General features: G+C 73.6%; 23 protein-coding genes. 15 read left to right on the forward strand and 8 right to left on the reverse strand.

The genetic code is table 11. The features are described 5' to 3' along the window. The first annotated feature begins 40 nt into the window (after positions 1-40). Positions 41-298 (forward strand): hypothetical protein, encoded by a 258-nt coding sequence (locus tag R4Z62_RS01555; RefSeq protein ID WP_491518913.1) that lies wholly within the window; start codon positions 41-43, stop codon positions 296-298. A gap of 79 nt (positions 299-377) precedes the next feature. Here the strand turns inward: R4Z62_RS01555 and R4Z62_RS01560 are convergent, their stop codons facing one another. After that, positions 378-1,448 carry a LacI family DNA-binding transcriptional regulator gene (locus tag R4Z62_RS01560; protein WP_491518914.1) on the reverse strand — a complete coding sequence of 357 codons (1,071 nt, stop codon included), beginning with the start codon at positions 1,446-1,448 and terminating at the stop codon, positions 378-380. Positions 1,449-1,646: 198 nt separating this feature from the next. Here R4Z62_RS01560 and R4Z62_RS01565 point away from each other — a divergent pair, with 198 nt between their 5' ends. The 5 genes from R4Z62_RS01565 to R4Z62_RS01585 all read left to right on the forward strand — a co-directional run bounded on the left by R4Z62_RS01565 (position 1,647) and on the right by R4Z62_RS01585 (position 9,109). After that, on the forward strand, positions 1,647-3,236 hold the full coding sequence (locus tag R4Z62_RS01565) for a purine-cytosine permease family protein (protein WP_491518915.1): 1,590 nt from the start codon (positions 1,647-1,649) through the stop codon (positions 3,234-3,236). An 83-nt stretch (positions 3,237-3,319) separates the two neighbouring features. Then, positions 3,320-5,089 carry an adenine deaminase C-terminal domain-containing protein gene (locus tag R4Z62_RS01570; protein WP_491518916.1) on the forward strand — a complete coding sequence of 590 codons (1,770 nt, stop codon included), beginning with the start codon at positions 3,320-3,322 and terminating at the stop codon, positions 5,087-5,089. Between the two features lie 26 nt (positions 5,090-5,115). Beyond that, on the forward strand, positions 5,116-6,147 hold the full coding sequence (add, locus tag R4Z62_RS01575) for an adenosine deaminase (RefSeq protein WP_064531052.1): 1,032 nt from the start codon (positions 5,116-5,118) through the stop codon (positions 6,145-6,147). A gap of 93 nt (positions 6,148-6,240) precedes the next feature. After that, the gene (locus tag R4Z62_RS01580; protein WP_491518917.1) at positions 6,241-8,046 is read left to right on the forward strand and encodes a serine/threonine-protein kinase; all 1,806 of its coding nucleotides are present in this window, start codon (positions 6,241-6,243) and stop codon (positions 8,044-8,046) included. 124 nt (positions 8,047-8,170) lie between these two features. Further along, a complete protein-coding gene (locus R4Z62_RS01585) occupies positions 8,171-9,109 on the forward strand; it encodes a DUF4232 domain-containing protein (protein WP_382847158.1) in 939 nt (312 codons plus the stop codon). Between the two features lie 43 nt (positions 9,110-9,152). On the opposite strand, the gene R4Z62_RS01590 is transcribed toward R4Z62_RS01585, so the two are convergent. After that, positions 9,153-9,749 carry an HDIG domain-containing metalloprotein gene (locus R4Z62_RS01590; RefSeq protein ID WP_355485465.1) on the reverse strand — a complete coding sequence of 199 codons (597 nt, stop codon included), beginning with the start codon at positions 9,747-9,749 and terminating at the stop codon, positions 9,153-9,155. Between the two features lie 244 nt (positions 9,750-9,993). Here R4Z62_RS01590 and R4Z62_RS01595 point away from each other — a divergent pair, with 244 nt between their 5' ends. The 8 genes from R4Z62_RS01595 to R4Z62_RS01630 all read left to right on the forward strand — a co-directional run bounded on the left by R4Z62_RS01595 (position 9,994) and on the right by R4Z62_RS01630 (position 16,524). Further along, positions 9,994-10,194, forward strand: coding sequence for a hypothetical protein (locus R4Z62_RS01595; protein ID WP_491518918.1), 201 nt, complete (start codon positions 9,994-9,996; stop codon positions 10,192-10,194). A gap of 407 nt (positions 10,195-10,601) precedes the next feature. After that, on the forward strand, positions 10,602-11,489 hold the full coding sequence (locus R4Z62_RS01600) for an urea transporter (protein WP_491518919.1): 888 nt from the start codon (positions 10,602-10,604) through the stop codon (positions 11,487-11,489). Positions 11,490-11,493: 4 nt separating this feature from the next. After that, entirely contained in the window at positions 11,494-11,799 is a 306-nt protein-coding gene (locus tag R4Z62_RS01605) for an urease subunit gamma (protein WP_018566573.1), read from the forward strand. 38 nt (positions 11,800-11,837) lie between these two features. Continuing rightward, entirely contained in the window at positions 11,838-12,248 is a 411-nt protein-coding gene (locus R4Z62_RS01610; protein ID WP_491518920.1) for an urease subunit beta, read from the forward strand. Next, positions 12,248-13,972: an urease subunit alpha gene (ureC, locus tag R4Z62_RS01615; RefSeq protein ID WP_491518921.1), complete on the forward strand. Its 1,725-nt coding sequence runs from the start codon at positions 12,248-12,250 to the stop codon at positions 13,970-13,972. Before R4Z62_RS01610 ends, ureC begins: the two co-directional genes overlap by 1 nt. A 107-nt stretch (positions 13,973-14,079) precedes the next feature. After that, positions 14,080-14,766: an urease accessory protein UreF gene (locus R4Z62_RS01620; protein ID WP_064537182.1), complete on the forward strand. Its 687-nt coding sequence runs from the start codon at positions 14,080-14,082 to the stop codon at positions 14,764-14,766. Between the two features lie 115 nt (positions 14,767-14,881). Beyond that, on the forward strand, positions 14,882-15,586 hold the full coding sequence (gene ureG, locus R4Z62_RS01625) for an urease accessory protein UreG (protein ID WP_237305283.1): 705 nt from the start codon (positions 14,882-14,884) through the stop codon (positions 15,584-15,586). A gap of 59 nt (positions 15,587-15,645) precedes the next feature. Continuing rightward, positions 15,646-16,524, forward strand: a complete 879-nt coding sequence (locus R4Z62_RS01630) for an urease accessory protein UreD (RefSeq protein ID WP_491521820.1) — start codon at positions 15,646-15,648, stop codon at positions 16,522-16,524. A 25-nt stretch (positions 16,525-16,549) separates the two neighbouring features. Here R4Z62_RS01630 and R4Z62_RS01635 read toward each other — a convergent pair whose 3' ends face one another. The 3 genes from R4Z62_RS01635 to R4Z62_RS01645 form a co-directional block, all read right to left on the reverse strand. After that, positions 16,550-17,209, reverse strand: coding sequence for a GntR family transcriptional regulator (locus tag R4Z62_RS01635; protein ID WP_382847166.1), 660 nt, complete (start codon positions 17,207-17,209; stop codon positions 16,550-16,552). Positions 17,210-17,327: 118 nt separating this feature from the next. Beyond that, entirely contained in the window at positions 17,328-18,053 is a 726-nt protein-coding gene (locus R4Z62_RS01640; protein ID WP_491518922.1) for an aspartate/glutamate racemase family protein, read from the reverse strand. Between the two features lie 26 nt (positions 18,054-18,079). Further along, entirely contained in the window at positions 18,080-19,564 is a 1,485-nt protein-coding gene (locus tag R4Z62_RS01645; RefSeq protein WP_491518923.1) for an NCS1 family nucleobase:cation symporter-1, read from the reverse strand. 243 nt (positions 19,565-19,807) lie between these two features. On the opposite strand from R4Z62_RS01645, the gene R4Z62_RS01650 reads away from it, so the two are divergent. Further along, the gene (locus R4Z62_RS01650; RefSeq protein ID WP_491518924.1) at positions 19,808-21,010 is read left to right on the forward strand and encodes a cysteine desulfurase-like protein; all 1,203 of its coding nucleotides are present in this window, start codon (positions 19,808-19,810) and stop codon (positions 21,008-21,010) included. 39 nt (positions 21,011-21,049) lie between these two features. Here the strand turns inward: R4Z62_RS01650 and R4Z62_RS01655 are convergent, their stop codons facing one another. Genes R4Z62_RS01655 through R4Z62_RS01665 form a run of 3 tightly spaced genes read right to left on the reverse strand, consistent with a single transcriptional unit; the run spans position 21,050 to position 23,131 of the window. Next, the gene (locus R4Z62_RS01655; protein ID WP_491518925.1) at positions 21,050-22,198 is read right to left on the reverse strand and encodes a zinc-binding dehydrogenase; all 1,149 of its coding nucleotides are present in this window, start codon (positions 22,196-22,198) and stop codon (positions 21,050-21,052) included. After that, complete coding sequence (locus R4Z62_RS01660) at positions 22,195-22,497, reverse strand: putative quinol monooxygenase (protein ID WP_064531065.1); 303 nt, start codon at positions 22,495-22,497, stop codon at positions 22,195-22,197. The genes R4Z62_RS01655 and R4Z62_RS01660 overlap by 4 nt, the downstream gene beginning before the upstream one ends. 7 nt (positions 22,498-22,504) lie before the next feature. Further along, a complete protein-coding gene (locus tag R4Z62_RS01665) occupies positions 22,505-23,131 on the reverse strand; it encodes a glycerol-3-phosphate responsive antiterminator (RefSeq protein ID WP_491518926.1) in 627 nt (208 codons plus the stop codon). Positions 23,132-23,137: the final 6 nt, after the last annotated feature.

Below are 23,137 nucleotides of genomic sequence, written 5' to 3' on the forward strand. Positions count from 1 at the left end.
CGCTCGCGTACGCGGGTTCGGGGCCGGCTTCATCAACCCGGTGCTGGGGGCGGTTCTCTTCGAGCGGGTGCCGCGCCGCATGCTCGGCCGGGTCAACGCCCTCGGTGACTCGCTCTCCTGGTCCGGGATCCCGCTCGGCGGCCTGGTCGCCGGGGCGGCGGTGACCGCCGTCGGACTGGCGCCGGTGCTGTTCGTCTGCGGGGCCGCGTACTTCCTCACCACGAACCTGGCGGGACTCCGGCCGGAATGGCGCGAGATGGACCGTGCGCGGGGGCGCGTCGCCGCGGGTGGCGCCTGAGCCGGGGGGCGGCGGGGAGCCCGCGGGTGCGCGGTCGTGGGGATCCGCGAGCGTGCCGCGCGGCCCCCGCGGGCCGCGGTCACGTGCGGTCAGCGCTCCCCCGTACCGGCCTGGTCGAGGCCCGGGGCAGCAGTTTCGCCGGGACCAGGCGGTGGCGGGGGGCGGTGCCGGGCGCCGGTGGGTGGCGGATCACGTCGATGAGGAGTTCCGCGGCCTGCCGGCCGATCTCCTCGGGAGCGAGGTCGAGGGCGGTGAGGGCGGGCCGGGCGCCGCGGGCGAACTCCCCGTCGGCGCCGACCACGATCTGCACGTCGTCCGGGACGGTGAGACCGAGTTCCCGGCACACGGCCACGGTGGCGAAGCCGAACTTCTCCATCACGACGTAGAGGGCGTCGGGCCGGTCGGGGCGGGTGAGCAGGCGCCGGGCGGCGGCCGTGGAGTCGGTGCCGGGCTCGGCGCGGTCCATGAGGACGGGACGGCCGGTGCGGGCGCACCAGTCGCGGTAGGCGCTCGCCGCGTCCTCGTCGTAGGACTGGCCGGTGGATCCGGTGAGCAGCCCGACGCGGCGGGCCCCGGTGGCGGCGAGGTGGTCGAAGGCGGAGACGGCGCAGGTGGACAGTTCGTTGTCGACCGAGGGGAAGGTGTCCTTGCGGGACAGGTCGCGGCCGGTGGTGACGACGGGCACCCCCATGGCGGAGAGCCGGGTGAGCAGCGGGTCGTCGGTGAGCGGGTCGATGACGATGGTGCCGTCCAGCGGCAGCGAGTCGAAGGGGCGGCCGTCGAGCGAGGGCGGCACCAGCACCAGCGAGTACTCGTGCGCCATCGCCGTCCAGGTGGCCGCGTTGACGATCTTGACGAAGTACTCGATGTCGGTGATGCCGCCCTCGACGGCGGTGCGGTGGGTCAGGCCGAGCAGCCCGGTGCGGGCGCCGCGCAGGCCGCGCGCGTTGGGGTTGGCGCGGTAGCCGATCTCGGCCGCGACCGCGAGGACGCGGGCGCGGGTCTCGGCGCCGACCCGGCCCACTCCGTTGAGCGCGTGCGAGGCGGTGGTGACGGAGACACCGGCCCGGCGGGCGACCTCGCGCAGCCCGCCGCCCCCCTTGGCCGCACGCGGCGTGCGGTGGCTGGTCGGCTCTGTGACGTCTGGCATGCGGCGAGCCTACCGGTTGACTGCCAAAACGTTTGGGCAGTACCGTCCACCTCATTGCCAAAACGATTGGGCAGCGTCGCCCGGCTTTTTGCCAAAACGTTTCGGCACCTCTTCCGGCCACGCGCCGGACCTCCCCGTACGCCCGCCCGTCCCGTCCCTCCAGGCCGGGGCGCGAGTCCGCAAAGGACGCCTGCACCCATGGCCGAGGCCAATGCCGCCGCCCCGCCGGGACCGCCCGGGACCTCCGCGCCCGCCGGTTCTCCCGGACTCTCCGCGTCCACTCCGTCCGCCGCGTCCGGCGCATCTGCCGCCTCCGGTGCTTCCGGTGCCACCGCTGTCTCCGGTGTCTCCGGTGTCTCCGGTGTCTCCGGTGTCTCCGGTGTCTCCGTCTTCACTGTCGAGCAGCGCGGCATCGACGCCGTACCCGCCGAGGAGCGCCAGGGCGGCCCGAGCCGGCTGCTCGGCCTGTGGGCCGGGACCAACACCACCGTCTTCACCGTGGTCTACGGGGCGCTCGTCGTCTCCTTCGGGCTGTCGTTCTGGTACGCGGTCGCGCTGATCGTCGTCGGCAATGTGCTCGGCTTCGCGGTCACCGGTCTCACCAGCCTCCAGGGGCCGCGCACCGGCACCTCCACGCACTCCGTCTCCCGGGCCGCGTTCGGCCCGCGCGGCGGGAAGCTCCCGGCCCTGCTGAGCTGGGTGATGCTCGTCGGCTTCGAGGCGGGCGGCATGGTGCTGATCGTGCTCGCCGGGCTCGCCCTGCTCGGCCAGGCCGGCATCACCGCCACCACACCCGTGAAGGTGCTCGTCATCGCCGCCGCGGCCGGGCTCCAGATGCTGCTGCCGCTGGCCGGCTACCACCTGATCATGAAGGTGCAGAAGTACTTCGCCTGGATCTTCGCCGCGATGTTCGCGGTCATGGCCGTCCTCGTCTTCCCGAAGGCCGACCTCGCCGGCCACGGCCAGGCGCCCTCCCTGGTGACCGTCTCCCTGGTCCTCGCGATGGTCACCGCCTCGGGCGGCCTGTCCTGGGCGGACATGGGCAGCGACTACTCGCGCTACCTGCCGGCCGACTCCCGGCCCCGCAAGGTGTTCGCCTGTGCCGCGCTCGGCGGCATGGTGCCCAACGTCCTGCTCCAGATCCTCGGCGCCGCCGTCGCCACCGCGACCACCGACGCCGCAGACCCGGTCTCCGGGCTGCCGCAGATCCTGCCCGGCTGGTTCACCACCCCGTACCTGCTGCTGGCGATCGTCTCGCTGCTCGCCGTGAACACCACGGACATGTACTCCTCCGGGCTGAACCTGCTGGCCGTCGGTCTGCCCGTCAAGCGCTGGATGGTCGTCTTCGTCGACCTCTCGCTGTGCACCGGCATCACCCTCTGGGCGGTCTTCTCCGCCGACTTCTACACCCTGCTCTCCGACTTCCTCAGCCTCATCGTGCTCTGGCTCGCCCCCTGGGCCGCCGTCTACCTGACCGACTGGGCGCTGCGCCGGGGCCGCTACGACGTGCCCTCGCTGTTCCCCGACGGGACCGGCCGCAAGGGCGTCTACTGGCACAAGGGCGGCGTCCGCCCGGCCGGACTGCTCGCCGTGCTGCTCGGCTGCGCCGCCGCCGTGCTCTGGGTCGACTCGGCCGTCTTCACCGGTCCGCTCTCGCGCGCGGCGGGCGGCCTGGACCTCTCCGTGTTCGCGGGCGCCCTGGTCGCCGGGGGCGTGTACTGGCTGCTGGCCCGCCACACCGTACGCGCCGAAGCCGCGACCGTGCCCGTGCCCGCGGCCACCGCCTGAGCCGACCGGGCACCTCCGGCACCTCACGCACCTCGCACTCGATCCCGTCACTCCTGTCTTCCTCGTCCTCTGGAGCCACCCCCATGAACCACCCCACCCTGCGCCAGCTCATCGACGCCTCCGAGGGCGTGACCAAGGCGGACCGCGTCATCCGGGGCGGGCAGCTCGTCAACGTCTGCACCGGCGAGATCTACCCGGCCGACGTCGCCGTCACCGGCGACCGCATCGCCGCGACCGGTGACGTGAGCGCGTACGTGGGACCGGACACCGAGTTCGTCGACGCGAGCGGCAAGTACCTGACGCCGGGGCTCATCGACGGGCATCTGCACCTGGAGTGCTCCAAGCTGTCGGTGACGATGTTCGCCGACGCGGTCGTCCGGTACGGCACCACCTCGGTCGTCTCCGGGCTCGACCAGTTCCTCGTGGTCGCCGGTCTGGACGGGGTGCGCGAGGCGCTGCGCGAGGCGGAGGCCGGACCCATGAAGATCTTCTGGGGCGCCCCGTTCAAGACGCCCTACACGCTGCCCGAGACGACGGTCGGTTTCACCTTCGGGCCCGACGAGCACGCCGAGACGCAGGGCTGGGCGGACTGCTTCGGCGTGTGGGAGACGGTCGCCGAGTTCGTCCTCAACCGCGACGAGAAGGTGCTGCGCGCCCTCGAACTGGCCCACCGCAACCGGCTGCCCGTCTTCGGCTGCGCCCCGATGGCCGCGCCGACCACCGTCAACGCCCTGTCCGCCGCCGGTGTCCGCCTCGACCACGAGAGCTACACCGCCGAGGAGGCACTGCTGAAGCTGCGCGCGGGCATGTCGCTGCTCATCCGGGAGTCCTCGGTGGCGCACTTCATGAACGAGAACGTGCGCACCGTCACCGAGTTCGGCGCCCAGTCGCGGCGCGTGGGCTTCTGCACGGACGACATGCATGTCGCCGACATCCTGCGCGAGGGCCACCTCGACAAGCTGGTGCGCATGGCGATCGCCGCGGGTGTCCGGCCCGTCGAGGCGATCCAGATGGCTACGCTCAACTGCGCCGAGATGTACCGCATCGACCACCTCGTCGGCTCGCTGACGCCGGGCCGCTACGCGGATGTGCTGATCATCGACTCCCCCGAGTCCTTCCGGGTGGAGCAGGTGTTCGCGCGCGGGAAGCTCGTCGCGCGCGACGGCCGTACGACCGAGGCGCCGCGCGCCCCCGAGCGCTCCGCCGCCCTCTCCCCCGCCTTCCGGGTGAAGCCGCTCACCGGCGAGTCGGTCGGGGTGGCGGCCGACGGCGACGCGGCCCGGGTACTGGTGGTCGAGATGGACCGCACGGTGCCGTTCGTGCGCAAGGGCGTGGAGCTGACGCTGCCGGTCGTGGAGGGCACGGTCCGCGCCGACCCGGCGCAGGACGCCCTGTACGTCACGGTCTCCGAGCGCTACGGGAAGAACGGCGGCGGGACCGTCACCGCGATGATCAACGGGTTCGGCCTGCGCTCCGGCGCGATCGCCTCCTCCGCCGCCCCCGACGACAACAACATCGTCTGCGTGGGCGCCGACCGCGCCGACATGGCCCTCGCGGTGAACCACCTGGCCGAGCGGGGCGGCGGACAGGTCGTCGTGGACGGCGGCGAGATCAAGGAGTTCCTGCCGCTGCCGGTGGCCGGCATCGTCGCCGACCTCGCCCCGGAGGAGATGGCCGCGGCCGAGGACCGCCTGGAGGCCGCCGCGCGTGCCCTCGGCTGCGCGCTGCCGTCCGCCTTCGGCTATCTGATCTTCCTGGAGATCACCGCCATCCCCGAGTACGCCGTCACCGACCTGGGCGTCGTCAACTACCACACCCAGGACGTCGTCGACATCGCCCGCCCCGTCAACTGACCTCACCCGCCGAGGAGTTCCCCGTCATGACCACCGCTCCCGCACCCGTGGACGCGTTCGTCGCCGGCCTGCCCAAGTGCGAGCTGCACCTGCACATCGAGGGCACGCTGGAGCCCGCCCTGAAGTTCGCGCTGGCGCAGCGCGGCGGCATCGCGCTGCCGTACGCCGACGAGAGCGCGCTGCGCGCCGCGTACGACTTCCACGACCTGCCCGGCTTCCTCGCCGTCTACTACGAGGGAATGTCCGTGCTCCGCACCGAGCAGGACTTCTACGACCTGGCGGCGGCCTACGCGGCCAAGGCGCACTCCCAGAACGTGCGGTACGCGGAGATCTTCTTCGACCCGCAGGCGCACACCGCGCGCGGGGTCGCCTTCGACACCGTCGTGCGCGGACTGACCCGGGCCCTGGACGACGCCGAGCGCGCCACCGGGTTCCGGGGCCGGCTGGTGATGTGCTTCCTGCGCGACTTCCAGGCCGAGTTCGCGATGGCCACGCTGGTACAGTCGCTGCCGTACAAGGAGTGGATCGTCGGCGTCGGGCTGGACTCGGACGAGGCGGGCAACCCGCCGGTGAAGTTCCGCGAGGTGTTCGCCCGCGCGCGGGCCGAGGGCTACCGGCTGACGATGCACTGCGACGTCGACCAGGAGAACTCCACGGAGCACATCCGCCAGGTGGTCGAGGAGATCGGGGCCGACCGCATCGACCACGGCGTGAACGCCCTGGAGGACCCGGCCCTGCTCGCCCGGATCCGGGAGCGCGGTCTCGGGCTGACCGTGTGCCCGATCTCCAACGCCCATGTCACCGACGGCATGAAGGCCGCCGAGATCCGCGCGCTGCTCGACGCGGACGTGAAGGTGACGGTCAACTCCGACGACCCGGCGTACTTCCCGGGCTATGTCGCGGAGAACCTGGCCGCCCTGCGCGGTCCGGCGGAGCTGTCCGACGCCGACCTGGTGCGGCTCCAGCGCAACGCCATCGAGATCTCCTGGGCGGCGCCCGCCGTGCGCGAGGAGTTCCTCGCGGAACTGGCGGCGTACGCGGAGAACGCCGGACGGTGACCTCCGGCCCGGCCGGGCCCCGCCCCGCCGGGGCGGGGTCCGGCGGGCGGCCCGGTGCCGGTGGTGTCACAGGTGTCTCGTAGGCTCGGTTCCATGAGCGAGGGGGGTTCCGTGCGGCGGGTCATCGACGGCCGCTTCGAGCTGGAGGCACGGCTCGGCGGCGGGGGCATGGGCACGGTCTGGCGGGCGCGCGACCTGGTGCTCGACCGGGTCGTGGCGCTCAAGGAGGTACGGCCGCCCGACCCCACGCTCGCGGAGTACGACCCGCGGGCGGCGGCCCTGCTGCGCGCCCGGGTCCTGCGCGAGGCCCGCGCCCTGGCCCGCGTCGACCACCCCAATGTCGTCACCATCCACCATGTGGTCGACGCCGGCGAAGGCACCTATCCCTGGCTCGTGATGGAGCTGGTGACCGGCGGCTCGCTCGCCGACCGCCTCGCCCGGGGCCCGATGGAGCCGCGGGAGGCGGCGCGCCTGGGCCGTGACGTCCTCGCCGCGCTGCGCGCCGCCCACGAGGCGGGCGTCGAGCACCGCGACGTCAAGCCCGCCAACGTGCTGCTGCGGCCGGACGGGCGTCCGGTCCTCACCGACTTCGGCATCGCGGCCGTCCGCGAGGCGACCGCGCTCACCGCGACCGGCTCGGTCATCGGCACCCCTGACTACATGGCGCCCGAGCGGGTCTCCGGCGACGAGGGCGGTCCCGGGGCGGACCTGTGGTCGCTGGCGATGATGCTGTACGTCGCCGTGGAGGGCCGGCACCCGCTGCGCCGGGCCTCGACGCTCGCCACCCTGGCGGCCGTCCTCAACGAACCGCTCCCGCCGCCCGAACGGGCCGGCGTGCTCACCCCGTTGCTGACCGCCGTGCTGGTCAAGGACCCCGCCGCGCGCCCCGGTCCGGCGGCGGTCGACGCGATGCTCGCCGCGGCGGCCGAGGACGGGCCGCCCGCCGCCGGTGCCCCGTCCGGCCCCGCGGCGGGTGCGGGGGCCACCGCCACCTCGTACCCCCTGGCTCCGCCCGCGTCGGGCGGCCCCGGCGCGACGACCGCCTCCGCCTCCGTCCGGGACGCCGTCCCCGTCCGGACGGTCCAGGACGCCGCCCCCGGACGGCCGGTGCCCGGCCCCGGCCCGGGGCGGTCGGTGCCCGGCGGTGACCCCGGGCGGCCGGTGCCGGACGGTCGCGGCCCGCGGCCCCCTTCCGGGGCGTCCTGGCCCGGCAAGCGGCGGTGGTTCGCGCTCGGTGCCTCCGTCACCGTGACCGCGCTCGCGGTCACCCTGCTGTGGACGTTCCTCCCGGACGGCGACTCCGCCGACGCGGGCGACCGCGGCGGCGGCCCGGCCGCGACCGCCTCGGGCAGGTCCACGCCGGGCACGTCCACGCCGGGTCCGTCCGCGTCCTCCGCCGCGAGCGGCACCGGGACGGCGCCGTCCGCGCGGACCGAGGACACCGACCTGCTGACCCCGGCCGGCATCCGCTCCGCCGTGCGGGCGCTCAAGACCGCGACGGGCACGGACCGGATGAGTTCCTTCGTCGTCTACTCCGACCACGCGTCGGCCAGTGTGATGGTCGCGGGCAGCAAGACCCGCTACGACAACTGGACCTACCGCCCCGGCGAGGGCGCGCGCAAGGGCATCATCAGCGGCACGGTGACCCCCTTGGAGAGTCCGTTCGACATCGACGACCTCGACTGGGACGCCGTCCCCGCGCTGCTGAAGCAGGCGGACAAGGTCCTGAACGTGCAGGAGGTGTCGAGCCGTTACGTCGATGTACGGGCCCCCAACCCGACGTGGGACACCCCGCTCGGCATGGCCGTCTATCTGAGCAACAAGTATCACGAGAGCGGCTATCTCGAAGCGACCGCCCGCGGCCGGGTCACCCGGACGATGCCCAACGACAAGGACTGAGGCGCCCGGCCGGGGCCGGAGGCCGGGACGGCAACCGCGCGTGCCCTGACGTCGTGACAGCTCCGTGACTCAGAACGTGCCGTGCGTCACAGCCCCGGGGCGGCGCGGATGATCGACTTGGCCCATGCGCCGCGCTCTCCTCGTCCTCCCCGCCGCCCTCGCCGCCGGCGGGCTGCTGCTCACGGCCTGCGGCACGGGGCAGTCCGCCGCCCCGGGCTCCGGCGCCGCGCCCGGACAGTCCTCCCCCGCCTGCGCCGTGGCCGCCCCGTCCGGCACCCCCGACACCGGCGCGAACCCCGACTACACGGCGACGGACAGGGTGAGGACCGTGATCGAGGACGGCTGCCCGGCGTTCGAGGTCACCAACGGCACACGGCAGACCCTCACCTACACGATCACCTACCAGCTGCTCACCAACTCCGCGACGGCCCAGGTGAGTGCGGTCCAGACGGTGACTCCGGTGGCGCCCGGCCGTACCGTGCGGCGCACGGTGGACCCCGGTGTGCTGCCGCCGGGCTCGGACGGCGTGGCACAGGTGCGGGTGATCAAGGTGAGGAGCGTCCCCACCGCCGAGGCGCCGGCCGAAACAGGCCCCTGCCCGCCGTCCGGGGTGCGCGTCTACGCCGACCGGGGCGACGCCGCCATGGGGCTGCGCGTCGTCGGGCTGCATCTGGCGAACTGCGGGACGCGCGCCTACCGGCTCGACGGCTATCCGCAGCTACGGCTGTTCGACCAGCGGCACCGGCCGGTCGACGGTGTGCGCGTCCTGCACGGCGGCGCCGCGATCGCCACCGGGACCGGCGCCGACGGCGAGCCCAGGCCCGTGGTGCTGGCGCCCGGGGAGAGCGCGCGTGCGACGCTGGTCTGGCGCAACACCACGGGCCTGGAGAGCGATCCCGTCAACGCGCCCTATGTGAGAGTGGTCGCCGGGCCCGGCGCCGCCCCCGTGACCGTGACCCCCGAACTGGACCTCGGCACCACGGGGAAGCTCGGCACCGGTGCCTGGCAGAAGGACGCGACACCCGACCGGCCCGCCACCCGCGGCCCGGGGACCACCGGGTGAGCGGCCCCTTCGCACGACCGCTGCGCCACGGCCTGGGCGGGCCTCACCGCACGGCGTGTCCGAAGCGCGCGGCGAGCGCGCGCACATCGGGCTCGCCGAACTCCGCGCGCAGCCGCTCGAAGGAGCGGACCTTGTCCGCGCCGAACCGGACGACGTGGCGCGCGTAGGCCGCCGCCGTCAGGAAGGCCGGCGGCGCGGTCTTGCTGTGGAACTTGTCCGCGTACATCACCGCCCGCTCCTCCATGGTGTCCGCGAGGTAGTCCCCGGGCGGCAGCGGGAGCCGCTGGGCGCGGACGTCGTGTGCGGTGAGGCCGACGCCGGTGTGGTGGGAGCAGAAGCGGCACAGTTCCTCCGGCAGCCCTTCCTCGCGCAGCAGTTCGTGCCCCAGCACGCCGTGCCGGATGTAGTCCGCGCCGTCCAGGGTGCCGTCGGGGCCGTAGAGCCGGTAGACGCCGATGTCGTGGAGGAGCGCGCCGGCCAGCGCCAGCTCGGTGTCGGCGCGCACCGGGGCGCGGGCGAGCAGTTCACGGGTGATGTGCCGCACGATCACGCAGTGCGTGTGCACGAGCTCGAACGCCTCCTGCGTCGGGGCGTGCCGCAGGTGCAGCGCGCGGATCTCTTCCGCTCCGGGGAGGGCCACGACGGGAGCCTAGCTTCCCGGTTCCCGGTTCCGGGGAGCGTCTTCGTGCGCCGTCCCCGCGCGGCCGGGTCCGCAGGGCCGGGTGTGCCGTGCGCCCTGCGCGGCGGCGCTCCCTCCACTGATCCGCGCCCCGTCCCGGGAGCACCCACCCGGTTCAGCCTCTACACCGGCCGCTACCCGCGCCGTACCCGGGGCGGATCTGCTGCGCGGCGAGGACCTGTCCGAGCGGTACCTGTTCTGGCGGGTGCGCGGCAACCGGGAGCTGCGGCGCGGCCGTTGGGAGTACTACCGGGACGCGGACGGCCGGGACCAGCTGTACGACCTCGTCGCGGACGCCCGCGAACAGGCCGACCTCGCCGCGGGCCGGCCGGCACTGCTCGCCGGGCCGAGGTCCGCCCGGGAGCGGATCGACGGCGCTCTGCTGCTGCCCTGTCCGGCGGCCTGAGCGGCGAGTCGGCGGGCGGTGTGCCGACCGAGTCCTCCCGGCGCGGCGCGCCCGCCCTTCACGCTTTGGTCGGTTTTTCTCCCGGAAACCCCCAAGGGCGTGCCAAGGTTTCGAATCCATGATCAAGTTCTGTCCGGGCGGCCGCCGTTCCCGCCCCCGTTCAACAGCGGCGATCTCCAACCGTAACCGCGCTGTCACATCGTGCTGGTGAGATTCCCCCGTCAGGTCCAGGCGTAGCCTTCAACAAGTTGTTGATCACGCAGCTTCTCGCCGTGCGTCAGCGTTCGTTGGTGCCCCGAGATGTTCCCTGACGAGGAGAAGGCATGCCTGCAGGAGGGCGGGGTGGACAGTCCGGAGGCTGGGTTCCCGCCGATGTGGGACGGCTGGGACGGCTGGGACGGACCCACTTGCGGGGCATCGCGCAGGTCGCCCTCAGTCCCAGTGCCTGGACCGGACTGCTGTTCGCGCTCGCGCTGTTCGCGGGCGGCTGGCGCGTCGGCGGCTACGGACTGCTCGGCGTGGTCTCGTCCACCGCGGCCGCCGCGGTCCTGGGCGCCGACCGGAGCGGACTGGCCAAGGGCCTTGAGGGCTACTGCGGTTGCCTCACCGCCATCGCGGTCGTCGTCCGGCTCGGCGCCTCGTGGCGGACCGCCGTGCTCGCCGTGCTCGCCGCCGCGGTGTGCGCGGTGATCGGCGCGGCGGCCGGGAGGCTGCTCGGCCGGGTCGGGCTGCCCGCGCTGACGGCCCCCTTCTGCCTGGTCGCCGGGGTGCTGGCGATCGCCCTGCCCACGGCACCGGCCGCCGCGGCGCCGCCGGTCGTCGCGGACGGCTTCACCGCCCTGTCCGCCGCGGAGTTCGGCCGGGCCTGCTGCGACGGCATCGCGCAGATCTTCCTGCTCGACCAGTGGTACGCGGGCCTGATCCTGCTCGCGGGGCTGCTCGTGGCCTCCCGCACCGCCGCCGTCGCCGCGGTCTGCGGCAGCGTCGTCGCGGTCCTCACCGCCTGTGCCATGGGCCTGCCCGCCGACCGGATCGAGGCCGGTCTGTACGGCTACAACGCGGTCCTGGTGGCGATCGCCCTGGCCGCCACCTTCCTGCCCCTCACCCCGTGGACCGCCGGGTACGCCGCGCTCGCCGCCGTGGCCTCGGTGCCCTTCACCGCCGCCTGGCAGGCGTTCGCCCAGCCGTCCGGCGGGTCCCCCTTCACCTGGCCGTTCGTCGTGACGACCTGGCTCTTCCTCGCGGCCGTTCCAGCCCTGGACCGGCCCGGCATCTCGTTGGAGAAAGCGAAGTGACGCCATGAACCTCGCACCGCGCGAAATCGACAAGCTCCACGTCTACGTGGTGGCGGACCTGGCCCGCCGCCGCCGGGCCCGGGGCACCAAGCTCAACTACAGCGAGGCCGCAGCGCTGATCACCGAGGCCGTCCTGGAGGCCGCGCGCGACGGGCACACCGTGGCCGAGTGCATGGAGCTGGGCCGCAAGGTCGTCACCGCCGACGACGTCATGCCCGGGGTGCGCGAGATGCTCACCGTCCTCCAGGTCGAGACGGCGTTCGTGGACGGGACCAAGCTCGTCACCTGCCACGACCCCATCAGCGCCTGAGACCCGCCTGATTCACCGCCTGGAACTAGGAGACAACGATGTCGGGTGGAGCCCACTACCTCTACGGGGACGACCCCGTGGAGATCAACCCCGGTAGGGCGAAGGCCAGTCTGACCGTCGCCAACACCGGCGACCGCGCCGTGCAGATCGGCTCGCACTACCACTTCTTCGAGGTCAACCGCGCCCTGCGGTTCGACCGCGAGGCCGCTTACGGCATGCACCTGGACATCCCGTCCGGCACCGCCGTGCGCTTCGAGCCCGGGGACACCCGCGAGGTGGAGCTGGTCGCCTTCGGCGGCACCCGGCGGCTCGTCGGCTTCGCCGCCCTGGTCAACGGCGGTCTCAACGCCGCCGACACCCGGCGTGCCGCCGTGCGCCGCGCCACCGAGCTGGGATTCGCCGCCGCCGGCACCGACGCCGACACCGAGAACGAGGGGGCCGACCGCTGATGGCGATCATCCCGCGCAAGCAGTACACGGACCTGTTCGGCCCCACCGTGGGCGACCGGTTCCACCTGGCCGACACCAATCTGGTCGTCGAGGTCGAGTACGACCACAACGCCGGTTCCTACGGCGACGAGGCCGTCTACGGCGGCGGCAAGGCCATCCGCGACGGCATGGCCCAGGACCCGGCCGCGCTCAACCGCGAGGGCGCCCTCGACCTGGTGATCACCAACGTCGTGGTGCTCGACCCGGTGCTGGGTGTCGTCAAGGGCGACATCGGCGTCCGCGGCGGTCTGATCGTCGGGGTCGGCAAGGCCGGCAACCCGCATGTGCAGAACGGCGTCGACCCCAAACTGGTGATCGGCCCCGGCACCGAGGTCATCTCCGGCGAGCATCTGATCGCCACGGCCGGCGGCATCGACACCCACATCCACTTCATCTCCCCGCAGCAGGCCCAGGAGGGCCTGTCCAACGGCATCACCACCTTCTTCGGCGGCGGCACCGGCCCCACCGACGGCAGCAACGGCACCACCTGCACCCCCGGCCCGTGGAACATCCACCGCATGCTGGAGGCCGTCGAGGACCTGCCGGTCAACGTGGGTCTGCTCGGCAAGGGCAACGGCAGCCTGCCCGAGGCGCTGCGCGAGCAGGTCGAGGCGGGCGTGGCCGGGCTCAAGGTGCACGAGGACTGGGGCGCCACCCCGGCCACCATCGACACCGCGCTGCGCGTCGCCGACGAGTACGACGTGCAGATGGCCGTCCACACCGACACCCTCAACGAGGGCGGTTTCTTCGAGGACACCCTGTCCGCGATCGACGGCCGGACCATCCACACCTTCCACACCGAGGGCGCGGGCGGCGGCCACGCCCCGGACATCATGCGGGTGTCCGGTGAGCCCAACGTGCTGCCGGCGTCCACCAACCCGACGCTGCCGTACACCATCAACTCGGTGGACGAGCTGCTGGACATGGTGATGGTCTGCCACCACCTGTCCCGGGACATCCCCGAGGACGTGTCCTTCGCCGACAGCCGGGTGCGCGCGGAGACCATCGCCGCCGAGACGGTGCTGCACGACCTCGGCGTGATCAGCATCTTCTCCTCCGACTCCCAGGCCATGGGCCGGGTCGGCGAGTCCTTCGCCCGTGCCTTCCAGACGGCGCACCACTGCAAGGAGATGCGCGGCGCGCTGGCCGAGGACAGCTCCCGCAACGACAACGCGCGGGTGCTGCGCTATCTGGCGAAGCTCACCATCAACCCGGCGATCGCGGTGGGTGCGGCCGATGTGATCGGCTCGCTGGAGCCCGGCAAGCTCGCCGACATCGTGCTCTGGCCGATCAACTCCTTCGGCGCCAAGCCCAAGCTGGTCATCAAGGGCGGCATGGTGAACTGGGCGCTGATGGGCGACCCGAACGCCTCCCTGCCCACGCCCCAACCGGTGTACTACCGGCCCATGTTCGGCAGCTACGGCCGGGCCAGGTCGCGCACCTCGGTCACCTTCATGTCGCAGGCGTCCATCGCCGCCGGTGTCCCCGGCGAGCTGGGGCTCCAGCGGCGGATCGAGCCGGTGCAGCGCTGCCGCACCGTCGGCAAGCAGCACATGGTCCGCAACGACGCGCTGCCGCGCATCGACGTCGACCCGGAGACGTACAAGGTCACCGTGGACGGCGAACCCGCCACCATCGAGCCGGCCGAGCGCCTTCCGCTCAACCAGCTCTTCTACATCGTCTGACCCCACCCCATGACGGTCCGCGGGGCGCCCGGCGTCCCGCGGACCCCCGCGGCCGGACGGCGACCGACGGCCACCGGCAGGAACGGACACCCGGCGTGAACGACCCGATGCCGATCCCGGCGCTGCTGACCGGGCTCCAGCTCACCGACTCGGCCTTCCCCAGCGGCTATTACACCCTCTCGCACGGCCTGGAGGGCTTCCAGCAGGCGCGCGCGGTCACCCCGCGCACCCTGCCCGCGCTCCTCGCGGACCTGCTCCGCCACAGCGTGGGCCCGTCCGACGCCACCGCGCTCGCCCTCACCCATCGCGCGGCCGGCGCGGGCGACTGGGACGAGGTGGTGGCCGTGGAACGGCGGCTGCACGCCACCAAGCTGGGCCGGGAGGCGCGGCAGGCCGCGGTGCGCACCGGGCGGCAGCTGCTCGACCTGGCCGCGGAGGTCTACGGCACGGAGCCGATCGAGCGCTACCGGGAGCTGTACCGGGACGGCGCGGTGCGCGGCTGCCAGCCGGTGGTCGCCGGTGTCGTCCACGCGGGCAACGGGCTCACCGTCGAACAGGCCGTCACCTGCGAGCTGTTCGCCTTCGCGGCCAGTTTCACCGGGGCCGCGCTGCGGCTCCGGCTCACCGACCACCGGCGGGCGCAGGTGGTGCTGCACGGCGCCGCCCCGGTGATCGAGGAGACCGTGGCGGCGGCCCTGGGCCGCGAGCTCGCCGACCTCGGCGGCTGCGTCCCGGTGGCCGACGTCATGGCGGGCCGTCACGAACGCGCCGAGGCACGGCTGTTCGCGAGCTGAGCGCCCCGGCCACCGTCACCGCCTCCCTTCCCCCGTCCCTACGTCCCTACGTCCCTACGTCCCTACGTCCCTACGTCCCTACGTCCCTACGTCCCTACGTCCGACAAGGATCACCATGCACGACCCCACCCAGGTCAAGGGCTCCCACCACCACGACGACGACCTCGTCCGGCGCACCCCCGACGGTGTGCTGCGCGTGGGCGTCGCCGGGCCGGTCGGCTCCGGCAAGACCGCGCTGATCGAGGCGCTGGTCCCGGTGCTGATCGGGCGCGGCCGCACCCCGGCCGTGATCACCAACGACATCTACACCTCCGAGGACGCCGCGCACGTACGGCGCACCCTGGACGGGATCCTCGCCGCGGACCGCATCGTCGGCGTCGAGACGGGCGCCTGCCCGCACACCGCCGTCCGGGACGACCCGACGATGAACCAGGCCGCCGCCGACGAGATCCTGGAACGCCACCCGGAGGTGGACACGCTGCTCTTCGAGAGCGGCGGCGACAACCTGACGCTCACCTTCAGCCCGGCCCTCGTCGACCTGTTCCTGTTCGTGCTGGACACCGCCGAGGGCGACAAGATGCCCCGCAAGCGCGGTCCGGGCATCACCGAGTGCGAACTCCTCGTCATCAACAAGGTCGACATCGCCCAGTACGTGCGCTGCGACCTGGCGCAGATGGAGTCGGACGCCTACGCGGTACGGCAGGGCCGGCCCGTGGTGCTCACCAACTCCCTCACCGGCGACGGCCTGGACGCCATCGCCGACTTCGTGCTCGCCCACGAGGCCGCCGACCCGGCCGGCGCCCCGGCGGTGTCCGCGTGACAGGGGCGCCCGCGCGGCTGGACCCCGCCCACTACGAACCCCGGCGGGTGCCGGCCCGGATGCGCGAGCTGTCCGGCGCGCCGGACACCCTGGCCGCCGGGCGCCCCGGCAAGGTCGGCCTGCTCGAACTGCGCTACGCCCGGGTCGGCGAGCGCACCGAACTCGTGGACCGCTACCAGAAGTCGCCGTTGCAGATCATGCGGCCCCTGTACGTGGACCCGCTGCGGCCGGACATGCCCGTCACCTATCTGATGTCCACCGGGGGCGGCATCGTGCAGGCCGACCGCAACCGCATCGACATCGACTGCGGAGCGGGCACCGCCGTGCACCTGACGACGCAGGCGGCCACCAAGCTGCACCGGACGGAGTTCGACCACGCCACCCAGGTCGTCCACCTGACCGCCGGGGCGGAGAGCTACGTCGAGTACCTGCCCGACCCGCTGATCCCCTACCGGGACGCCCGCTTCTACCAGCAGACCCTGGTGACCGCCGATCCGACGGCCACCGTGCTGCTGGGCGAGACGGTCACGGCGGGCCGGCTGGCCCGCGGTGAACGGCACGCCTACCGGCTGCTCTTCAGCGACCTGGAGATCACCCGCCCGGACGGCGAGCCGCTGGTGGTGGACACCGTACGCCTGGATCCGGGCGAGGCGGGCCCGGTGACCGGGCCCGCGGTCTTCGCCGGCCACGACCTGATGGCCACCCTGCATGTGCTGACCCCGCTCGCCCCGGCGGCCGAGGTCGCCGACACCCTGCACGAGGCCCTGCGCGCCGCCGGGCCCGCCTTCGGTGTGAGCGTGCTGCCCGAGGACTGCGGTGCCTGGGTCCGGATCATGGGCAGCGACCCGCCCGCGGTGGCCCGCGCCCTGCGCGGGGCCTGGGACGCGGTGCGCCGCCTGCTCATCGGCGTCCCGGCTCCGGACCTGCGCAAGACCTGACCCGGGGGTTTGGCGGCGTGGCCGTTCAGGTGTCGCCGCGGGTGTCGTGGGCGCGGTGGCCCAGGGCCGCGGTGCGGCCGGTGGCCAGGTGGTGCAGGACGAGGGCCTCGACGCGGGCGACGTCGCGGGCCGCGATCGCCTGGTACAGGGCCTCGTGTTCCCGGGCCACCCCCAGCAGGTCGTCGTGGCGGCCGCGGAACCACCGCATGCGGCTGCTGAGGACGCGGTCGAGTTCGTTCAGCAGCTCGTTGGCGGCCAGGGTGGTGACGGTCTGGTGGAAGTCGGCCGCCGACCGGCGGGCCCGGACCGCGTCACCGGCGCGGGCCGCCTCCAGCTCGGCGTCCAGGTCGGCGCGCAGCCGCCGCAGACCGTCGCGGGTGTGGCGCTGGGCGGCGAGCCGGAAGGCCAGGGTCTCCAGGGCCGAGCGGACCTCGTCGAGATCGGCGACGTCGCTGGCGGTGAACTCGCGCACCACCGCCCAGGTGCGCGGGCGCGGGGTCACCAGGCCCTCGGACACCAGGGTCTTCAGCGCCTCGCGCACCGGGAGCCGGCTCACGCCGAGCGCCTCGGCCAGTTCGCGCTCCACCAGACGGCTGCCGGGTCCCCGTACCCCGTCGAGGATCTCGTCGCGCAACTGCCGGGTCACCCGCTCGGACTCGGGCATGAAGTCCCCTGGCTCCGTCATCTTCGTCCTTCGTCCGCCGTTCGCCGCGGCACCGGCCGGGTCCGTGCGGACGCGCGGCGGGGCGGCCCGTCAGGATACCCCGGGGCCGCGGCGGCTCCGGGCGCCGCGGCCGGCGGGATCAGGCCGTGCGCGGGGGCCAGTTGGCGAGCCGCTTGGGCCGCGGCGGGGCGTAGGTGCGCACCTTGGAGGTGGTGAGGCCGAGCCGGACCAGTGACTCGGCGATCGTCACGGCGGCGCTCACCCCGTCGACGACCGGGACCCCGGTGCGCTCGGCGACCTGCCCGGCGAGGCCGGCCATGCCTCCGCAGCCCAGGCAGATCACCTCGGCGCGGTCGTCCGTCACCGCGCGCAGGGCCTGTTCGGTGATGGCGTCGGCGGCGGCGCGCGGGTCGCGTTCGAGGTCGAGCACGGGCAGCCCGGTGGCCCGTACGGAGGCGCAGCGGGCGCTCAGTCCGGCCACGTCGAGACGTTCCTCGATCAGCGGAACCGTGCGGTCGAGGGTGGTGACGACGGAGTAGCGGCGGCCGAGGAACCGGGCGGTGCTCGCTGCGGCCTCGGTGATGTCGACGACGGGGACGTCCAGCAGTTCCTGGAGCCCCTCGCGGCCGTGCTCGCCGTATCCGGCCTGGATGACCGCGTCGTAGGGGCCGGGGTGGGCGCGCACGGTCTCCATGACGGCGACGGCGGCGAGGTAGCTCTCGTAGTTGCCCTCGACGGACTCCGCGCCGAAGGCGGGGGTCAGCGGGACGATCTCGGTGCCCGGACCGGCCGCTTCGGCGGCCTGCGCCCCGATGGCGTCGGTGAGGGACCGGGTGGTGTTGACGTTGACCACGAGGATGCGCATGGCGGGGTGCCTTCTGTTCGGTGGGGCTATTCCGCGGCGACGGCGATGGCCTCGCCGTCGAGGTCGCGGACGGGTGCGGAACGGTCGGCGACGGCCGTGTGGAGCAGGGCGGCGAGGAGGGCGCCGACGAACCAGGAGAAGCCGGCCAGGGCGTGGAAGTACGGCACCAGGGCGACGGTGACGGCCACGGCGGCGCTCGGCAGGAACGCGGCGACGGCGCGCGGGTTGTAGCCGCGCCGGTAGTGGTAGTCGGCGTCCGGGTCCTCGGTGTAGAGCGCGGGCACGTTCACCCGCGTCTTCCGCAGCAGCCAGTAGTCGGCCATGATCACGCCGAACAGCGGGCCGAGGAGTGCGCCGAGGCCGCCGAGGAAGTAGTTGACGACGACCGGGCTGTCGTACAGGTTCCAGGGCGTGATCACCAGGCCGAGGACGGCGCTGACCAGGCCGGCCCGCCGGAAGTCGAGCCTGCGGGGGAACAGGTCGACCAGGGCGTAGATGGGCGCCACGAAGTTGGCCAGCAGGTTGACCGCCACGGTGAGGGCGATCAGGGCGAGCGAGGCCAGGACCAGCAGGAACATATGGGGGACGGTGCGGACGATGTCCGTGGGGCTGGTGATGACGCGGCCGTCCAGTGTGAACTGGGCTCCGCTGAGGACGGCCACGATGCAGGCGAAGAAGAGCATGTTCACGGGGATGCCGACGATGTTGCCGCGGACGATGGCGGCGCGGCTGCGCGCGGAGCGGGTGAAGTCGCAGAAGTTGAGGACGAACGTGCCGTAGACGACCACCCACAGGGCGGCGGCCCGGAAGACCTGGAGCCACATGGCGCCGCCGGTGAGCGGGGCGCCGTCGTCGAGGGAGACGGAGCCGCCCGCGCGGACGAACATCCACACCGCGAGGGCGCACATGGTGAGCAGGGTGGTGGGCGCGGCGAAGGCCATGTAGCGGCGGATCATCCGCATGCCGTAGCTGACGATGAGCACCTGGAGCGCCCACAGCGCCAGGAAGGTGATCCAGCCCAGGGTGGACTGGCCGAGCAGGGAGTTGGTGTCCAGGCGGCCCAGCGAGGGGATGAGCGCGACCAGGAGAATGCTGAGGACGGACGAGGCGAGATAGGTCTGGATACCAAACCAGGTGATGGCGACGACCCCGCGGACGGCGGCCGGTATCTTCGCGCCCCTGACGCCGAAGGCGATCCGGCTCATGACGGGGAAGGGCACTCCGGTCCGCTGGCCCATGAAGCCGGAGAGGGTCAGCAGGAGGAAGAGCAGGACGGAGGCGAGCGCGAAGGCGGCCAGGATGCCCCACACGTTCAGACCGAGGGCGAACAGGCCGAGGGCGAAGGCGTAATTTCCCAGGCTGTGCACGTCGTTGGCCCACAGCGTGAAGACGTTGTAGGCGCCCCAGCGGCGCCCTTCCCGCTTCGTGGGGGCGAGGTCGTGGGTGTAGAGGGCGGAGCTGGTGGCCATGGTGCCGCTGTGTACGGACGACCGGTCTTCCAGGGCAGTCATGCAGGACTCCTGGGATCGGGGGGAGGGATGAGGGGGTGCGTGATTTCCACAGAACGGAAGAGTGCTTCCGGGTGGACCAGAACGTAATGAGCCGCGCAGAGCACCGTCAAGAGCCGGGGCCGAAAAATGGAATACCATTTTTCGCGGTGCCTGCCCCTGCCCTGGAGCGGTCCTGGCTGCGATCATGGGGGCGCCGCGTCAGCCGACGCCGCCCGGAGCCGTCCGCGCCCATCAGGAGTTCCCATGGCCCTCGACGTCGACGCGGTCCGCGCGCGGATCCCCGCCCTGAAGTCCGGCTCGGCGCGTTTCGACGCGCCCGGCGGCACCCAGACACCGCAGCCGGTCATCGACGCCGTCGCCGAGGCCCTGTCCCGTCCGCTGGCCAACCGGGGCCGCACCACCGAGGGCGAGCGCAACGCGGACGGCATCGTCACGCGGGCGCGCGGCGCGCTGGCCGATCTGCTCGGCGCCGACCCGCGGGGTGTGGTCTTCGGCCGCAGCGCCACCCAGCTGACCTACGACCTGTCCCGCACGCTCGCCAGGACCTGGGGGCCGGGCGACGAGGTGGTGGTGACGCGCCTGGACCACGACTCCAACATCCGGCCCTGGATCCAGGCGGCCGAGGCGGCCGGGGCGGCGGTGCGGTGCGCGGACTTCGACGCCGGCACCGGCGAACTGGACCCCGGGCGGGTGGCGGCGGTGCTCTCCCCGCGCACCCGTCTTGTCGCGCTCACCGCGGCGTCCAACCTCATCGGCACCCGCCCCGACGTCCCGGCCGTCGCCGCGCTGGCGCACGGGGCCGGGGCGCTGCTGCACGTGGACGCGGTGCATCACGCCGCGCACGCGGCGGTGGACCTCGCCGCGCTGGGCGCGGACACCCTGGTGTGCTCGCCGTACAAGTTCCTCGGGCCGCATCTGGGGGTGCTGGCGGCCCGGCCCGAGTTCCTGGAGGGGCTGCGCCCCGACAAGCTGCTGCCGTCCAGTGACGCCGTGCCCGAGCGCTTCGAACTGGGCACGCTGCCCTATGAGTTGCTGGCCGGCGCCGCTGCCGCCGTGGACTTCCTCGCCGGTCTGGACGGCGCTGCGCGCGGCGGCCGCCGGGCGCGTCTGGCCGCCTCCTTCGCCGCGCTGGAGGCCCACGAGTCCGTGCTGCGGGAGCGGATCGAGCGGGGGCTCGCGGACCTCGGCGGGATCACCGTCCACTCGCGTGCGGCGCACCGCACCCCGACGCTGCTGTTCACCGTGGCGGGCCTGCGCCCGGCCGAGGTGTCCGCGCATCTGGCCGGGCACGGCGTGGACGCGCCCGCCGGGTCCTTCTACGCGCTGGAGGCGTCGCGGCACCTCGGCCTGGGCGACGGGGGCGGGGTACGGGTGGGACTCGCGCCGTACAGCAGCGCCGAGGACGTCGACCGGCTGCTGACGGCGCTGGCCCGCCTCCCCCGGTGACGGGCGGCGACGGGCCGGTGTGCGGCGGACCCGGCGGGGTCAGGGCGCGGTCGCGGACAGCAGTCCGGAGGTGTCGACGACCTGGCGCACCGCGCGGCCCGAGGCGAGTTCCTCCAGGGCCGTGTTGAGACCGTCCAGCGGCAGGGTGTCGGTGTGCAGGTGCTCCACCGGCATCAGGCCGGCGCGCCACAGGCCGAGGAAGCGGGGGATGTCGCGGCGCGGCACCGCGTCGCCCATGTAGGAGCCGACGATGCTCTTGCCCTCGCCGGCGAAGGCCAGCGCGGGCACTTCGAGGGCTCGGCCGGGCGCCGGGAGGCCGACCGGGACGACCGTGCCGCCGCGGCCCACCGCGTCCAGGCAGGCCGCCATCACCTGCGGGCTGCCGACCGCCTCGACGGCCACCTCCGCTCCCCCGCCGGTCAGGTCGCGCACCGCCTCCAGCGCCTCGTCGGGGGCGAAGGCGTGGGTGGCGCCGAGGCGCAGCGCGAGGTCGCGTTTGGCGGGCACCGGGTCGACGGCGACGATCGGGCTCGCGCCCGCGGCGCGGGCCCCGAGCACGGCCGACAGGCCGACCCCGCCGAGCCCGTACACCACGGCGGAGCGGCCGGGTCCCAGGCGTGCGGTGTTGATGGCGGCCCCGGCGCCGGTGAGGACGGCGCAGCCGAACAGCGAGGCCACGGCGAACGGCACGTCGGCGGGGATCGGGACCACCGACTCCTGGGCGACCACGGCGTGTTCGGCGAACGCGGAGACGCCGAGGTGGTGGTGGACGCGCTCGCCCGCGGCGTCGGTGAGCAGGGACGGGCCGTGCAGCAGGGCGCCGGAGCCGTTGGCGGCGGCGGCCCGGTCGCACAGGGCGGGTCGGCCCTCGGTGCACCGCGCGCAGTAACCGCAGCTCGGCACGAAGACGAGCGCCACATGGTCGCCGGGGGCGAGCCGGTCGACCCCGGGGCCGGTCTCCTCGACCACGCCGACCGCCTCGTGGCCCAGGGCCATGGGCAGCGGCCTGACCCGGTCGCCGTTGACGACGGACAGGTCGGAGTGGCACAGCGAGGCGGCGGCCGTGCGCACCCTGACCTCGCCCGCGCGCGGGGCGCCGAGGTCCAGTTCCTCGATCTCGACGGGGCGGGTCTCGCCGTAGGGGCGGCGGCGGGAGACCTCGCGCAGGACGGCGGCGCGGGTCTTCACGCGCTCACCTCCGGGCGGGGCGCGCAGCGCAGCACGTCGCGGCTCTCCAGCAGGGGCACCACCTGGGCGAGGACGATGTCCTGGAAGTGCGCGGCGGCGCAGTGGGCGGTGAAGTCCGCCTCGGTGGCGTACTCCTCGTACAGGGCGAGGGCGCGGGGGTCCTCGGTGCCCTGGTGGACGCGGTAGCCGAGGCAGCCGGGTTCGGCGCGGGAGGCCGCCGCCATCCGGTCCAGGAGGCCGAGCACGGTGTCCTGGCGGCCGGGCAGGCAGCGGTAGCGGGCGATGACGGTGAAGCTCACGGTGGGACTACTCCTGGGGTGCGGGTGGGAGGTGGTCGCGGCGCAGATGCCACAGGCGGGGGTCGGAGGTGGCGGCGGCGACCGAGCCGAGGGAGAGGGCGAGGGCCACGTCCTCGGCGGTCTCGACGAAACCGGCGGCGACGGACGGCGACAGGGCGCGCCGGGCCTCCTGGCTCATCCGGCCGGTGATCGGCGCGGGCATGATCTCGACCAGGTCGGGGCCGCCGTGTGCGACGGCGTCCAGGCTGCGGCGCAGGTTGGAGCGGTCGGTGACGAAGACCTTCATCATGGTCAGCAGCCCGAGCGGGCGGCCCTTCTCGATGAGGTTGAGCCGGGTGCTGACCACGCCGTGCGCGCCGAGATCCTTGAGGAACTCCAGCGCGCCGCGGTCCTGGGCCAGTCCCGGGCTGCTGTCCACGTTGACGAACACGATCCGCTGGGCCCGGCCCAGCGCCCCCACGACCTTGGGCAGTTCGCCGACCGCGAAGGAGGCGAGGATGCACACCCTGACGGGGGCCGTCAGGAAGTCCCGCAGGGGTCTGCCGCCCACGACGGACGCGACGACGGGCACGTCGGCGAAGGCGCGGGCGAGGCGCGGGTCGAGGGCGGCGCTGGGCCGGGCGGCGGGGTTCATGGCGGT

Source organism: Streptomyces sp. PL-25, assembly GCF_058344915.1.